The organism is Variovorax sp. FW301-JW7, from assembly GCF_058788795.1.
In genome coordinates this window covers 308,267-322,698 of sequence record NZ_JBYTBC010000005.1, presented here as the reverse complement: position 1 = coordinate 322,698, position 14,432 = coordinate 308,267, and the positions used below count along the sequence as shown (strand labels likewise).

Below are 14,432 nucleotides of genomic sequence, written 5' to 3'. Positions count from 1 at the left end.
TCAGGTTTCGGAATGGATGCCCTTCATGATGATCACGCCGCCCAACCGGGTCGTGTCTGCGCGCATGCGCTTGGCCAGCGCGTCGGGCGAACCGGGCTGCGCCTGCCAGCCGGTCTTCAGCAGGGCCTCGCTCACCTCGGGCGAACTGATCACCTCCACCAGCGCGGCGTTCAGCTTGGCCACGGCCGCCGGCTTCATGCTGGCGGGCGCGGCGAGCGCGGTCCAGATCTCGAGGTCGGCGCCGCGCACGTCGGCGTCGCGGATCGTCGGCAGCTCGTTGACCAGCGGGCTGCGCTCGGGCGAGGTCACGCCGATGGCCTTGAGCTTGCCCGACTTCACGTGCGGCATCGCCAGGCCCGGCGGCAGCAGCGCCAGCTGGATCTCGCCCGCGAGGATGCCGGCGATCACCTGCGGGTTGCCCGTGTAGGGCTTGTGCTGCGCGGTGATGGCGGCGCGGCTCTTGAGCAGCTCCATGCCCAGGTGGCCCACGGTGCCCACGCCCGGCGTGCCGTACTTGCCGCCGCTGCCCAGGTTGCGCACCCACAGCAGCAGGTCGGCCGCGGTCTTGCCCGTGGCGCTGCCCGACACCACCAGCACCAGCGGCGCGGTGCCGATCAGACCGATGGGCGCGAAGTCTTTCTCGGGGTCGAAACCCAGCGACGGGTTCAGCAGCTTGGCGATCGTGAGGTTGCCGTTGATCAGCGCGCCGATCGTGTGGTCGTCCGTGGCCTTGGCCACTTCGCCGGCCACGAGGTTGCCGCTGGCGCCGGGCTTGTTCTCCACCGTCACCGGCTGGCGCAGGAGCTTCGAGAGCGGCTCGGCGATGGCGCGCGCCGCCAGGTCGGGCGAGGCACCGGCCGGAAAGCCCACGAGGATGCGCACGGGCTTGGTTGGCCAGGCGGCATCGCCGCCTGCTGCGCGCTGGGCCCACGAGGCCGGCGTGAACAGCGAAGTGGCAATGGCTGCAGCGCCGCCTTCGAGCAGGCGGCGTTTGGTGATCTTCAAAACGGACTCCGGAGGGTTGGAAAAATCAGGGGCTGGACGCAAATTTTGCTTACGTGAAGTTACATGATGATGCTGCATTGCACAAGTTCGGCACAACTGTGAATAGGGCCGTTCGACGGCTCCGTCAGCTTGGTATCCAGAGGTGACGGGCGCATTTACAATGCCTGCCGCATTCCCCTTCCCCACCAACGAGGTCTTGTCCGCAATGCCCAAGAGCCCCCGGCCTCGCGCCCGCTTCAGCTTCTCCCCCACCGTGCGCGCCCTGCTCCTGGCCGCCGCGGCCTGCGGCACTGCGCTTCCCGCGCTGGCCGCAACCGAGCACGAGGACGTCGACCGCCTGATGCAGGCCGGCAAGCTCGACGAGGCCATGACCAAGGCCGAGGCCTTCCTCAAGGACAAGCCGCGCGATCCGCAGATGCGTTTCCTGAAGGGCGTGATCCAGCTCGACACCGGCAAGCGCGCCGAGGCCATCGCCGCCTTCACCCAGCTCACGCAGGACGCACCCGAGCTGCCCGAGCCGTTCAACAACCTCGCCGTCATCTACGCGAGCCAGAACCAGTTCGACAAGGCCCGCAACGCCCTCGAAAGCGCCATTCGCACCAACCCCAGCTACGCCACCGCCCAGGAAAACCTCGGCGACGTGTACGCGCGGCTGGCCAGCCAGGCCTACAGCAAGGCGCTGCAGCTCGACCAGAACAACACCGCCGTGCAGCCCAAGCTGGCCGTGATCCGCACACTCTTCACCGCCCCGCCAGCGGCCGGCTCGAAGGGCGGCTCGACCCTCGTGGCCTCGGCCACGACGACGCCCGCACCGGCGCCGGCTGCAAAGCCCGCCCCGGCGCCTGCGCCTGCACCGGTCGCCAAGGCACCTGTTCCGGCCCCCGTGCCCGCACCTGCGCCCGTCGCCAAGGCACCTCCTGCGCCCGCGCCGGCACCGGCCGCCGCGCCTGTCGCGCCGCCCGTCAAGGTGGCCGCAGCGCCCGCACCGGTTGCCAAGGCGCCTGAACCGGCCCCGGCACCGGCACCCGCCGCTGCGTCGGCGTCCACCGCCGAGATCGAATCCGTCGTGCGCGGCTGGGCCTCGGCCTGGGCCAGCCAGGACATGGACCGCTACCTCGCCGCCTACGGCAGCGACTTCGTGCCCGCCGGCGGACAGAACCGCAAGGCCTGGGAAGAAGACCGCCGCGCCCGCATCGTCGGCAAGTCCAGCATCAGCGTGAACCTCGAGAACCTCGCGATCAAGGTCGACGGACAGACCGCCACCGCCAAGTTCCGTCAGGTCTACCGCGCCGACAACCTCAACATCGCGAGCCGCAAGACGCTCGAACTGCAACGCTCTGGCAACCAGTGGCACATTCGCAAGGAAAGCGTCGGCGGCTAGTGGCAGACATCGTCCGGCGCGGCCGGCTTCAGACCCTCCCGTTCCCGCTGAGGAGCGGGAAACTGCTCGCGGCCTTGATGGCCGCCTCCGCGCTCGCGCTGGCCACGCCCGGCGCCGCGTTCGCAGCCAGTAACAACCACAGCAGCGCCAGCAAGACGGCCAACGCCAAGAACGGCGGCACGAAGGCCGCCAAGGCGAGTGGCAGCCGTGCCGCGGCCAAGGAAGCCAAGGGCAGCAGCAGCAAAGCCGGCAGCGGCGCCAGCAAGACGCAGCTGCAAGCCAAGAGCAAGCGCGCCGCCGTCGCGGACAACGCGGGCGCCACGCGCCCGGCCCGCAAGACCGCAAGAACCGCCGCGCCGATCCAGGAAGCCAGCGGCGCCGAGGCCCGCCTGATCGGCGTCTACGAACTGTTCGGTCGCGGCAAGACCCGCGAGGCGCTGGCCAAGGCCCAGACCCTCGTGCGCGACCACCCGAACTTCCAGCTCGCGCAGCTCGTGTACGGCGACCTGCTCGCGGCGCAGGTGCCGCCGTCGAACGCCATGCCCGACACCGCCGGCATCGCGCGCCTGCGCGGCAACCCGGCCATGGTCGAGCTGCACGAGGAATCGCGCCGCCGCCTGCAGGCCCTGCGCGAACGCCCGCCCGCCGGCACCGTGCCCTCGCAGTTCCTCACCCTCTCGACCCGCAGCCGCTTCGCCATTGCCGTCGATGCCTCGCGCTCGCGGCTGTACCTGTTCGAGAACGCCGACAAGGGCCTGAAGCTCGTCGCCGACTACTACATCTCGGTCGGCAAGTCGGGCACCGACAAGGCCGTCGAAGGCGACGCGCGCACCCCGCTGGGCGTGTACTACATCACCAGCAGCCTCGACCCGCGCTCGCTGAAAGACTTCTACGGCGCCGGCGCCCTGCCCATCAACTACCCCAACCCGTACGACGTGCGGCGCGGCAAGACCGGCAGCGGCATCTGGCTGCACGGCACCCCGCCCCAGCAGTTTGCGCGGGCGCCGCTGGCCAGCGACGGCTGCGTCGTCATGGCCAACCCCGACCTCAAGCAGCTGCTGCGCAAGGTACAGATCGGTGCCACGCCCGTCGTCACCGCGCGCAGCCTGCAATGGATTTCGCAGCCGCAGGCCGAAAAAGAAGAAAAGAAATTCGCCGATTCAATTACCGCCTGGAAAGACGCACGAGCCAGCGGCAATGAAGCGCAATTGAAAAAATTCTATTTGCCGGATTTCCAGCGCGCCAGCCGGAAGCCCGTCGACGCCAATTCGGTGCTCCGCGACGAATTGACCTACGCACAAGGTAAACGAGTGCAAATCAAGGACGTGTCGTACCTCCACTGGCGCGACACCGAGGACACCATGGTCGCCACCTTCGGCGAGGTGTTCGAGGGCGAGAAAAACGGCCGCACCCGTCGCCAGTACTGGCTGCGCCAGGCGGGCGAGTGGAAGCTCTTCCACGAAGAAATCCTGGGCTGAGCCCACGTCACCGAAGGGGTCTCCACCCCAAAAGTGTGACTTATTGCCCAAACGAAGCCGCCTTGTCGGGTGTTACAAATTGCACCCCTAGGTACCGCGCTACGTAACACGTAACGGGCATGTTCCCGTAACGCTCAACTTCCGGACGTTCCCACGCCCGTAACGCGTTCCCCTCGTCCATGCCAGTGTGCATGCGGTTTACAGAGGGAAACGAACATCTCCAGACTGTGAATAAGTGACCTTTTCTGCCCCGTTGTGGGGGCCGAACGAGGCTGGCCGCCTTCCTGCTTTACCCCTCCGAGTAGCACATCCGCGACTCGATCCCATGTGTTTCTTCCCTTGATACACGGAGTTACGCTGTATAACATCCACCGTGCCAGCCTTTGTTAACACTTCCTTTCAGGAGATCACCATGCTCAGTTCTATTACTCGTTTTCTGCGTGATGAAGAAGGTGCGACTGCACTTGAATACGGAATGATCGCAGGGCTTATTTCCATTGCAATCCTCGTATCTCTTCCCACGATTGGCTCCAAATTGGGTGCCATCTTCACCAAGATTTCGACCGAACTCGCCAAGATCGTGACGACTTGAAGGTCGATTGCGATGATCTTGACGGCGACTTTTTTGCTATGGCTGCTACTTGTCGCCGCCTATGACTTTCAGCAGCGCCGCGTCCCCAACTGGCTTGTGGTCGCAGGCGCGTCCCTTTCAGTTGCGGCACTCGCGCTGGGGACAGGGCCTCTCGGGTTCGATTGGCAAGCGGCGCTCCTTGGTGGAGCAGCAGGCTTCGGCTTTCTCCTGTTGTTCTACGCCACCGGCCTCATGGGGGCGGGTGACGTGAAGTTCGCAGGTGCCTTGGGGCTGTGGGTCGGGTTTTCCGCCTTCATCCCGATCTGGGTCATCGCCAGTTTGCTGGCTTGCGCTCACGCGATGCTTTGGCGCTATCTGGAGCGCTGGCCTCTTTTCCCTCGATTGACCTCGATGCTCGCGGGCCCGTCGCGCACCACTGAATCCAATACGCCGGCACGCCGGCTTCGCATCATTCCCTACGCGGCCTACCTGGCCTTGGCCGCCGTGGTGTGGATGGTTTGGGGACGAGAGAGTTAGCCGCTCTGCTGCGTTTCGCAGGCCCTTCATCTCCCTCCTCATGATCGCTTGCTCCCTTCCCTCCGCCGCCCATGATCAATATCACCAAAATCATCGCTGCCATCCTGGTTCTGTTGGCCATCCTGCTGGGGGTCTACGCCTGGATGCTCGGTCGGCAGCCCACGCCAAAGGCCCCTGCGGCCTCTGAACGAGGGAGCGAGCAGACAAAGAGCCAGCCCGCACTCACCTACCCCGTCGTCGTTGCCGCCAAGCCGCTGCCTGCGGGTCAAGTCATTCCAGCAGATGCCCTGCGCGTCGAGCATCTCACCGTCAATCCCGCGGGCGCTTTTCAAGAGGTGGCAGCGGCGGCCGATCGCGTTCCGGTACTCGATCTCTCGGAAGGCTCGCCCGTGATGGAGAACCAGCTGGTTTCGGGCCTTGCCCTTCGCGTGGGAGCAGGCGAACGCGCCGTCGCCATCAAGGCCGACGAGATCATGGGTGTCGGCAACAAGATCCAGCCCGGCGACTTCGTCGACGTGTTCATCACGCTGAAGTCGGACGGCAAGGACGTCGATCGCAGTCAGGCACGCCTGCTTCTTTCGCGCAAGCGCGTGCTCGCCTTCGGTTCGGCATCCGTCGATGGTCTTCCTTCGAAGACGGCGGACAAGCAGCAACAACAACAAGCCCAGCGCACCGAGCCTGCCCGCACCGCCGTGCTGGCGGTGCCCGTCGATGACGTGAACCGCCTCACGATCGGCGATGCAACCGGTCGACTGATGCTCGCGCTGCGCAACCCCAACGACACGGGTGAGCCCGACCCCAAGCTCTTTGCCGATCTCCCGACCGCACTGCAGCCTGCCTCGGTCCGACCCGGTGAGCCTCGCCGCCCGCCTCTGGAAGGACTTGACCGTGCACAAGCAGGCTTGACGGCACTCGATCTTGTGACTGGCGGCAAGAACGTCGCCAGTCGTCCCGCCTTGACTGAAGCCCGCGCCATCTCAACTGCGACACGGACACCCCAATCAGGTACCGCTCGCGGCGGCCTTCAAGTCGAAGTCATTCGCGGCGACCGCAGCGAAACCATGAGCTATTGAGTGCAGCGCACTTCAGCCGTCAAGTCTGTCATCCAGGAAAGAAGCCACATGCCCTACACGCCACGCGAACCGTCGAGCAGCCCTGCGGGCGCCCCGCCGCTGTTGCGTTCGTCGCTGATCGCCTTGTGTGCGCTGGCCCAGGCCGCCTGGCCGCTCGCCACCAACGCCGCAGACACCCAGGCTGTGCGCACCCTGCCCCAGCGGCCGCTGATTCTCAATGCGGGCACGCAGCAGGAGCTTCTGATCGACAAGGGCATTGAGCGGATGGCCATCGCCGACGAGGCCGTCGCGGCCGTCACCGTCACCCGCAAGACACCGAGTTCTCCCGCAGCACGACTGATCATCACCGGCAAGGCGGCAGGACGCACCACGCTGATGGTCTGGGAGAAGGGCAATGCAGCAGCGACGACCTATGCCGTGGAAGTGCGGCGTCGTAGCGCCACTGTTTCGGGCACCATGGACAGCGTCGCGGCGCACCAGCAAGCACGCGACACGGCCCTGGCCGGCGCGAGCGATAAGACGGAACTCATCGACCGCTCTGTCGTCAACGTGCGAAGCAATACCGTCCAGGTTGAAGTGAAGGTCGTCGAGTTCAACCGCAGTGTGCTCAAGCAAGCTGGCCTGAACATCTTCAGCACGCGCGCCAACTCCAATGGATTCAGCTTTGGTTCTTTCACGCCGTCGTCGCTGAAGTCTGCAACTTTCGCGTCGGATGGAAGCATCAGTGGTGAATACAGCAACCCTCTCGCACAAGCTTTCAGCCTTCTGTTCAACTTCGGCAAGGCCGGTATCGGGCTGAACGTCGGCTTTCTTGAGGGCAATGGCATGGCGCGCGTGCTCGCCGAGCCCACACTGGTCGCAATGTCGGGCCAGAGCGCCAGCTTCCTGGCCGGCGGAGAACTGCCCGTTCCAGCTCCTCAGGGTCTGGGTACCACGAGCATCGAGTACAAGCCCTTCGGTATCGGCCTGACCTTGACGCCCACTGTGCTGTCGAACGACCGCATCGTGCTCAAGGTGGCTCCTGAAGCCAGCGACCTCGACTACACCAACTCGCTCAGCATCGGCGGCGTCGCCGTACCCGCGATCAGCACCCGGCGCGCCGACACCACGGTAGAACTGGGCGACGGAGAAAGCTTCATCATCGGCGGCCTCGTCAGCCGCACTACCACCTCGAATGTCGACAAGGTCCCGCTCCTTGGCGACCTGCCGATCCTGGGTACCTTCTTCCGCCAGAACAAGTACCACATGAGCGAGAAGGAACTGGTGATCCTCGTCACCCCGCATCTGGTCAAGCCCATTGCCCGCAACACCGATCTGACGCCCTACCTCCCAGGCGGCGCCGAGCAGCGCGACGGCCCCGTGTGGCGTTCGCATTTCCTCGGCGGCGCAGCCAACACGGCGGTGCCGGGCTTCTCCCGCTGATGGATGACGGTCTTACGAATCGCACATCGCAGAACGGCACCATGAACGCCCCACGCGACAACCTTCCGGAAACTGGCAGCGAAACCTACCTGTTCGCGTCAGCCAACGGCGGCCACATCACCTGGCTGACCGACGCCCTGAGCCACGAAGGCTCGGTCGTCGTCCTGAGCCAGGACACGAAGACCATCGACGAGCGCATTTCCCTGCTCGGCCCTGTGGCCGTGTTCATCGATTTCTCTCCCGAGCAAGCCGCCGCAGCCAGCGAACTCCATCAACGCCTGAAGCGCGACTGGCCCACCCTGCCCGTGCTGGCCGCCGGCGTGTCTTCGCAACCCGCCGCGATGCTGGCTGCCCTTCGCGCCGGCGTGGACGACTTCATCGACCTCTCGGCCGCGCCCGATGAAGCCGTGGGCACCCTGCGCGCGCTTCTCGAAAAGCGGCGCTCGCTCCCCGGGGGCCTGCGCGGCAGCACGCTGGCCCTGCTGGGCGCGCGTGCCGGCCTGGGCGTCACCACGCTGGCCACGAGCCTGGCGCTCACGCTGTACGACCAACTGGGGCAAGCGCCTGCACGTCCGCCGGGCCGCAACGGCCGCCATGGCGTGGCGCTGCTCGACCTGGGCCTGCCCGCACGCGATGGCCTCCTGTACCTGAACACGCAAAGCGGCTTCAGCTTCGTCGATGGAGTGCGCAATCTGCGGCGCCTCGACCAGACCCTGTTGCACACCGCACTGGCACATCACACCAGCGGCGTCGCCGTGCTGCCGCTACCGACCAATCTGGCGCAGGTGCGCGAGATCTCGCATGCCGATTCCGTCTCGCTGATCCGGCGTCTGGCCGATTTCTTCGACTTCCAGATCGCCGACCTCGGCGGCTTCTCGACCATCGACTTCATCGCCCAGACCGTGCGCGAAGCACAGAACGCCTGGGTGGTGTGCGACCAGAGCATCGGCGCCATCGTCTCGACGGCCAACATGCTCAAGGAACTGCGCGCTCGCAACGTCGAGACCGAGCGGATGACCCTGGTCGTGAACAAGTTCGACGCTCGCGTCGGCCTGTCGGCCAAGGACATCGCCGAGCGCCTTGAACTGCCGCTGCAGCATGTGCTGCCCGACCGCAGCACCCAATTGCTTGCCGCCGGTTGCCGCGGCGAAATGCTCGTGCGCACCGCCCGCAACGATCCGTATGCACAGGCCGTCGGCGGCCTGGCTCGCACCCTGCACCAGGAATACATGTCCGTCTCCGGTCAACCGCCTGCCAAGGACCCTCGCTGGGTGGCACTGATGGCGCAGATCACGGGGCTCTGGAAGAGAGATAACGAAGGCTGATCCATGTCCACTGATATCGAATTTGCCGACGACGACCAGGCGTTCATCAACTCCCAGCAGTTCCAGGACATCAAGAGCTGGACGCATGACCATCTGTTGAGTCGCATCGAAGAACTGGGCGCGGAGTTCGGCCGCTGGTCGCGCGCCTCGATCCAGCAGTTCGTCGAGCTGGAGGTCGACAGCTTCGTGCGCCTGCGCCGCGTGCCGATCAACGACCGCGAGATGCAGCTCATCGCCGATGCGCTGACGAAGGAGCTCGCGGGATTCGGGCCGCTGGAGGATTTGCTCAACGATCCTGCGGTCGAAGACATCCTGATCAACGGCTACCAGAACGTCTATGTGTCGCGGCACGGCATGCTGGAGCGCGAGACGCTGCGCTTCGCGGATTCCGAGCACGTGATGCGGATCGTGCGTCGCATCTTGGCTCCGCTGGGACGCCGCCTCGACGAGTCGAATCCGATGGTCGACGCGCGCCTGCCCGACGGCGGCCGCATCAACGTCATCATCGAGCCGTTGGCCATCGATGGCTTGTCGGTCTCGATTCGCAAGTTCCGCAAGGAGCCCCTGACACCCGCAGACCTGGTGAAGCTCGGCACCTTCGATGCCGGTATGGCGCAACTGCTCGAGATCGCAGTGCGTGCGCGCTGCAACATTCTCGTGAGCGGCGGCACCAGTTCGGGCAAGACCTCGTTGCTCAACGCACTGGCCAGCTTTATCCCCTCGCGCGAGCGCGTGATCACCATCGAAGACACGGCCGAGCTTTCGCTGGGCACCAGCCACGTGGTGCGCCTCGAAAGCCGCCCCGGCGGCTTCGACGGCACCGGCGTGGTGTCGATCCGCGACCTGCTGCGCAACAGCCTGCGCATGCGCCCGGACCGAATCATCGTGGGCGAAGTGCGAGGCGCCGAAGTCATCGAGATGCTGCAGGCCATGAACACCGGGCATGAAGGCTCCATGGGCACCATCCACGCGAGCTCGCCGCGCGAATGCCTGTACCGCCTGGAAATGCTCTCCGGCTTTGCTGGCTATCAAGGCAGCGAGGTCAGCCTGCGCCGCCAGATTGCCAACGCCATCGACTTCATCGTGCAGATCGGTCGGCTCTCCAACGGGCAGCGCCGCATCATTTCGCTCAGCGAAGTCACCGGCGTGAACGACAACGTGGTGGCGATGCAGGAGCTCTACCGCTACGAGCCGATCGTTTCGCCGGACGGCGAAGAGCGCGATCGCTGGGTCTCCCTCGGCATCGCGCCGCACTCTCCGAAGATCACCCGTTTCCGCCAATCGATGGCGCGCGCGCAAAACGGAGAAGGCCGTGCGTGAAGCCCTGCTCATCGTGACCTGCATCGCGCTGCTGCTGGCAGCCGGCGGCCTGTTGCTCTGGCAATGGGCAAGAAGCCGGCAGACCCGCCAGGCGACCGGGCGTCACCTTGAGCAGCAGATTCTGGCGAGCAGTGCCGACGCGGTGCCATCCGTTGCGAACGTGCCGATGCCATTGCGCGATCCGTCATCGGACAGCTATGTCTCCGGCATCACTTCGGATCCTTGGCTCAACACGGAGGCGACGACCGGCACGCCGGCCCGCAAGGGCCTGATGGAAACGGTCTTGCCCGAGTGGCTGCTCGGGGTTATCTCGCCGAAAGCCGCCACGCTTGCCGTGGTCGGCATCGTCGTGCTGTGCCTTTTGGCGGGACTCTTCGCCGGGGCAATCGCAGCGGCTGGCGTTCTGTTCCTGCTTGTCCTGGTTTCGGCTTTTGCGGTCTGGCTGCGGCTCCAAAAAGTCCGTCGCCAGTTGATCAGCCAGTTGCCGGCGTACATCGACGCGATGGTGCGTTTGATCACCATCGGAAATTCCACGCAGGCTGCGTTTCAACTCGCGATTGCGACGACGCAGGAGCCTCTGCGCGGTCACATGGAGCGCTCGGCCGCCTTGGTTCGTGCGGGGGTGGATCTCGACCGCGCGTTGCACCAGACGGCGACCAATGTGCGGGTGGAAGAAATGTTCCTTCTGGCGTCCATCCTCGGCCTTGGCGTGCGCTATGGCGGGCGCGCCGATCTTCTTCTCGAACGGGTGGCCAACTTCATGCGCGACCGCGAGCAGGCGGAGCACGAATTGGTTGCGATGTCTGCGGAAACCCGGCTTTCCGCCTGGATTCTTGGCCTCCTTCCTATTGGCGTGGGTACCTTCATGATCCTGAGCAGCCCGGCTTACTTCCTGGGAATGTGGAACGATGAGATCGGCCGCACGCTGATCTTCTCTTCTGCCGGGTTGCAGGTGCTCGGTACCTTCTTCCTGTATCGATTGGCAAAGCTGGCATGAGCTTCACTTCCAATCACTTCGCCATTCTCAGCCTTGCGCTCTTGGCACTGGGGCTGGTGATTGCGGCCGGCGCCCTGATCGCGACAGAGCTTCGCCGCAGCCGTAGCGGCCAGGTGATTGGCCGCGCGCTTCGACGCGACACCACGGCGCAGATCGACCTCAGGACCCCCCTTGATGCAACCCCAGGTCCCGGCGATCCACTACGCACCGACATCGAACTCCCTTTTCATTGGCTCGACTCTCGCGTCGGGCGGGCCCTCGTGGCCGACGAGGACCGACGGCTCATCGATCAGTGTGGATACCCCTCCAAGCGGACGCAACTGATCTTCCTGGTTACTCGCCTTCTGCTTGCATTTTTCCTGCCGGCATTCGCCTATGTCGCCTGGAAAGGCGCACTCGCCGAACGCGCCATGATCATTGCGCTGGCCGGCGCCCTCGTGGTCGGCTTCATGATCCCAAAGTGGGTGCTCGGCCGCATTGCCGCCGGCCGACGTGAACGCATCCATCGTGAGCTTCCGCTCTTTGTGGATCTGCTGAAACTCCTGCAGGGCGTGGGCCTCAGTCTCGATCAAAGCCTGCAGATCATGGCCGATGACTTTTCCCACGTGCTCCGCGTGCTCGGCCATGAGTTGACTCTCGCGAATCGCCAATACAGCCAGGGGCGAACACGCGAGCACTCGCTGCATCGACTCGCCACGCTTCATGGCAATGAAGATCTCCGCGGTCTGGTCTCGCTGCTCGTTCAGGTCGATCGCCATGGGGGAGCGGTGCAAGAGCCCCTGCGCGTCTTTGGCGAGCGGCTGCGCGAACGGCGCCGCTCGGAAATGAAGGAGCGGATCGGAAAGATCACCGTGAAGATGACGGCCGTCATGGTGGGCACATTGCTCCCTGCGCTGGTGATAGTGACCGCCGGTCCTGGATTCATTGCCGTCTTCCGTTCTCTTGGAGCAGTCGCCAAATGAAGAACATTCGTCTCCTTGGAAAGAAGCTCCGAGGCGTGCGGGGTCGTATCACGGTGCAAGCCGCAGCGTGCTTGATGGCATTTGCGCTCGTTGGCTGCGCCACCCAGAAGGATCAGTACGCGGCCAGCGCCGAGGCCCAGCAACGCATGGCCGCCGAAGCCGCTGCCGATACCAAGGCGGGGAATTCAGTCGACACGAAAGAGACCTACCTCAAGCTTGTCGAGCAGATGCAGCGAGAAGGCCTGTGGTTCGCCTCGCTGGCGCACATCGATGCCCTCGAGCAGCGCTGGGGGACCTCGCCCGAATCCACGCGCCTGCGCGCCGATGCCTTGCGGCAGACAGGGCAGGCGGCCCTGAGCGAAGCCGCCTACAAGCGTCTGATGGGAACGCCACTTGAAGGCGCTGGCTATCGCGGACTGGGACTTCTGGCGGGAGCCCGTGGCAACTACCCCGAAGCCGTACAGCTTCTGAAGCAAGCCCAGCGCCACGCACCAACCGATGCACTTCTGTTGAGCGATCTCGGTTATGCCCATCTGCGTGCGGGCTCGACCGAGGAAGCACGGCTTCCATTGATGCAGGCGCTTCAACTGCGGCCGGACAGTGCGCAGGCTCAAGCCAATCTTGCGCTGTATCTTGAGCTCACCAATCAGCAGGAGCAAACGGCCGCCATGATGGACGCGAACCGCATGTCTCCCGCGGCGCGATCGGCGATCAAGGAGGCTGCACAGCAACTCCGCGCTAGCGCAACCGCCATGCCCCTGCGCTCCACAACTGGCATGCCGCTTCCCGACGAAGCCGCGGTCCCCCTCGCGCTGAAAGCATCCCGCTGGTCCACCCCGTCCGGCCTCCGCACCGCCATTCAGTCGAATCCGGCAGCAACCGCCTCTTCGACACCCTTGCCATCGAGCCCGACTCCATGAGGTACACCATGAAAAAAGAATGCGGCACGGTTTTTCGCACCCTGTCCGGGTTGAGCTGGGCCATCGTCCTCCTCACCTCCTCGTCGATGGCGATGGCACAAGGCGCCACGCAATCCGAGCCGTCTCCCTCCTCCACGGCGCAAAGCACGCAAGCGACGACAGAAGCGTCTGCCAACCCGTCCCGGAACGACACCACGGACGCTGAAGAGCTTGACCATGCGCCGCTCCAGGTAGGCGACTCCACTCAAGGGTTGCTTGCCTGGCAACGCAGCGGCGACATCGCGTCCAAGACAGCGCGCCCCATTGCGGGCAATGTTGCGCAACGAAGCTACGAGCGTTATCTGAAGAGTTTCGAGTTTCCGATTCCGGAGCGGATGAGCTCGACGGTAAAGACGTCCTCCGGAACAGGCGGTGCCAAGTAGCAAGGAAGGCGGTCCCTCCCGCTATCAGTCCCCGGTAAGAACAGCCATGCAAGCGAACCGCGCTTCCACATCATCACACGCTCAACGCGGCGTGTACGCGATCGAGTTCGCCGTGGTGTTCATGATCTTCTTCAGCCTTCTCTATGCCGTCATCTGCTACGGCATGCTTTTCGCGTTCCGGCTTGGTCTGCAGAACGCGGCAGAAGACGGTGCAAGGGCTGCACTCCGCTATCAGAGCAGCCTCGAGGAGCGCAGGCAACATGCGGTCGCCATTGCAACCGCCCAGAGCAAGTGGATGCCTGCCGTGGTGCAACCCGTTGTGTCCGCCCAGATTTGCGCCGCAGAAACCAACAACTGCGATCCAACCAAGCCCGCCAGATGTGGGGTCGCCTGGAGCCATCGCTGCCAGGTCGTGGTCCTCGTGCAGGCGAACAATTTGAGTTCGCTCCTGCCCCCATTGCCAAGCTTTGCGCTGCCCGCCCAGATTGTGGGCAACGCCAGCATGCTTCTGGACATGAGGTCCGGGTCATGAAGGCAGTTGCACAGGACATCTGTAGGGGCTGCCGTACGCAACGTGGCGTTGCGGCCATCGAGTTTGCGCTGGTGATCATGGTCCTTTTTCTTGTGCTGTACGCGTTACTGACCTTCGGTGCGGCCCTCTACACGCAGCAGGTCGTTTCTCGTGCTGCTGAAGATGGCGCTCGCGCGGCGACCCTGCTGCCGCGACCACCCGATCCGGTCAAGGTGAAGCAGGCCGTGGTTGAGTCCCTGGCTCGTTCGCTCATCGTTCCGGCATCGGCAAACGGCAATCTGACCAGCCGCAAGAATTGGATCTCGGCTCACATCACGATCGAATCCTGTCCTGTCGCACCGAGCACGCCCACTTGCGCCGTGACCGTCACCTACCCCTATGAGGCCGACGCTCGCTTCCTTCCTCAGATGCCGCTTTTCGATGCCAGCAACTGGATAAAGCAGCTGCAAGGCAAAGCAACTGCCGCGCTGGCGACATCATGAGAGGC

Annotated in this window: 15 protein-coding genes; 14 read left to right on the top strand and 1 reads right to left on the bottom strand. The window is 64.6% G+C overall.

Annotation, left to right across the window (positions count from 1 at the left end):
* Positions 1-1,005, bottom strand: a complete 1,005-nt coding sequence (locus tag AC3WQM_RS16645) for a Bug family tripartite tricarboxylate transporter substrate binding protein (RefSeq protein WP_492680218.1) — start codon at positions 1,003-1,005, stop codon at positions 1-3.
* A gap of 205 nt (positions 1,006-1,210) precedes the next feature.
* Here AC3WQM_RS16645 and AC3WQM_RS16640 point away from each other — a divergent pair, with 205 nt between their 5' ends.
* The 14 genes from AC3WQM_RS16640 (at position 1,211) to AC3WQM_RS16575 (ending at position 14,427) form a co-directional block, all read left to right on the top strand.
* Positions 1,211-2,386: a nuclear transport factor 2 family protein gene (locus AC3WQM_RS16640; RefSeq protein WP_492680216.1), complete on the top strand. Its 1,176-nt coding sequence runs from the start codon at positions 1,211-1,213 to the stop codon at positions 2,384-2,386.
* Between the two features lie 77 nt (positions 2,387-2,463).
* A complete protein-coding gene (locus AC3WQM_RS16635; RefSeq protein WP_492680214.1) occupies positions 2,464-3,864 on the top strand; it encodes a L,D-transpeptidase family protein in 1,401 nt (466 codons plus the stop codon).
* Between the two features lie 373 nt (positions 3,865-4,237).
* Positions 4,238-4,456, top strand: coding sequence for a Flp family type IVb pilin (locus AC3WQM_RS16630; RefSeq protein ID WP_313906287.1), 219 nt, complete (start codon positions 4,238-4,240; stop codon positions 4,454-4,456).
* A 12-nt stretch (positions 4,457-4,468) separates the two neighbouring features.
* A complete protein-coding gene (locus tag AC3WQM_RS16625; protein ID WP_260685069.1) occupies positions 4,469-4,972 on the top strand; it encodes an A24 family peptidase in 504 nt (167 codons plus the stop codon).
* 71 nt (positions 4,973-5,043) lie between these two features.
* Positions 5,044-6,045, top strand: coding sequence for a Flp pilus assembly protein CpaB (cpaB, locus tag AC3WQM_RS16620; protein ID WP_492680212.1), 1,002 nt, complete (start codon positions 5,044-5,046; stop codon positions 6,043-6,045).
* Between the two features lie 48 nt (positions 6,046-6,093).
* A complete protein-coding gene (locus AC3WQM_RS16615) occupies positions 6,094-7,467 on the top strand; it encodes a type II and III secretion system protein family protein (protein ID WP_492680210.1) in 1,374 nt (457 codons plus the stop codon).
* A 41-nt stretch (positions 7,468-7,508) separates the two neighbouring features.
* Positions 7,509-8,792 carry a CpaE/TadZ family protein gene (locus tag AC3WQM_RS16610; RefSeq protein ID WP_492680208.1) on the top strand — a complete coding sequence of 428 codons (1,284 nt, stop codon included), beginning with the start codon at positions 7,509-7,511 and terminating at the stop codon, positions 8,790-8,792.
* 3 nt (positions 8,793-8,795) lie between these two features.
* Entirely contained in the window at positions 8,796-10,112 is a 1,317-nt protein-coding gene (locus AC3WQM_RS16605; RefSeq protein WP_492680206.1) for a TadA family conjugal transfer-associated ATPase, read from the top strand.
* A complete protein-coding gene (locus AC3WQM_RS16600; RefSeq protein WP_492680204.1) occupies positions 10,105-11,109 on the top strand; it encodes a type II secretion system F family protein in 1,005 nt (334 codons plus the stop codon). The genes AC3WQM_RS16605 and AC3WQM_RS16600 overlap by 8 nt, the downstream gene beginning before the upstream one ends.
* A complete protein-coding gene (locus AC3WQM_RS16595; protein WP_492680202.1) occupies positions 11,106-12,071 on the top strand; it encodes a type II secretion system F family protein in 966 nt (321 codons plus the stop codon). The genes AC3WQM_RS16600 and AC3WQM_RS16595 overlap by 4 nt, the downstream gene beginning before the upstream one ends.
* Positions 12,068-12,991: a tetratricopeptide repeat protein gene (locus AC3WQM_RS16590; protein WP_492680200.1), complete on the top strand. Its 924-nt coding sequence runs from the start codon at positions 12,068-12,070 to the stop codon at positions 12,989-12,991. The genes AC3WQM_RS16595 and AC3WQM_RS16590 overlap by 4 nt, the downstream gene beginning before the upstream one ends.
* 8 nt (positions 12,992-12,999) lie before the next feature.
* On the top strand, positions 13,000-13,413 hold the full coding sequence (locus AC3WQM_RS16585) for a DUF3613 domain-containing protein (protein WP_492680198.1): 414 nt from the start codon (positions 13,000-13,002) through the stop codon (positions 13,411-13,413).
* 46 nt (positions 13,414-13,459) lie between these two features.
* Complete coding sequence (locus tag AC3WQM_RS16580; protein ID WP_492680196.1) at positions 13,460-13,945, top strand: TadE/TadG family type IV pilus assembly protein; 486 nt, start codon at positions 13,460-13,462, stop codon at positions 13,943-13,945.
* Positions 13,942-14,427 carry a TadE/TadG family type IV pilus assembly protein gene (locus AC3WQM_RS16575; RefSeq protein WP_492680194.1) on the top strand — a complete coding sequence of 162 codons (486 nt, stop codon included), beginning with the start codon at positions 13,942-13,944 and terminating at the stop codon, positions 14,425-14,427. Before AC3WQM_RS16580 ends, AC3WQM_RS16575 begins: the two co-directional genes overlap by 4 nt.
* The last annotated feature ends 5 nt before the right edge of the window (positions 14,428-14,432 follow it).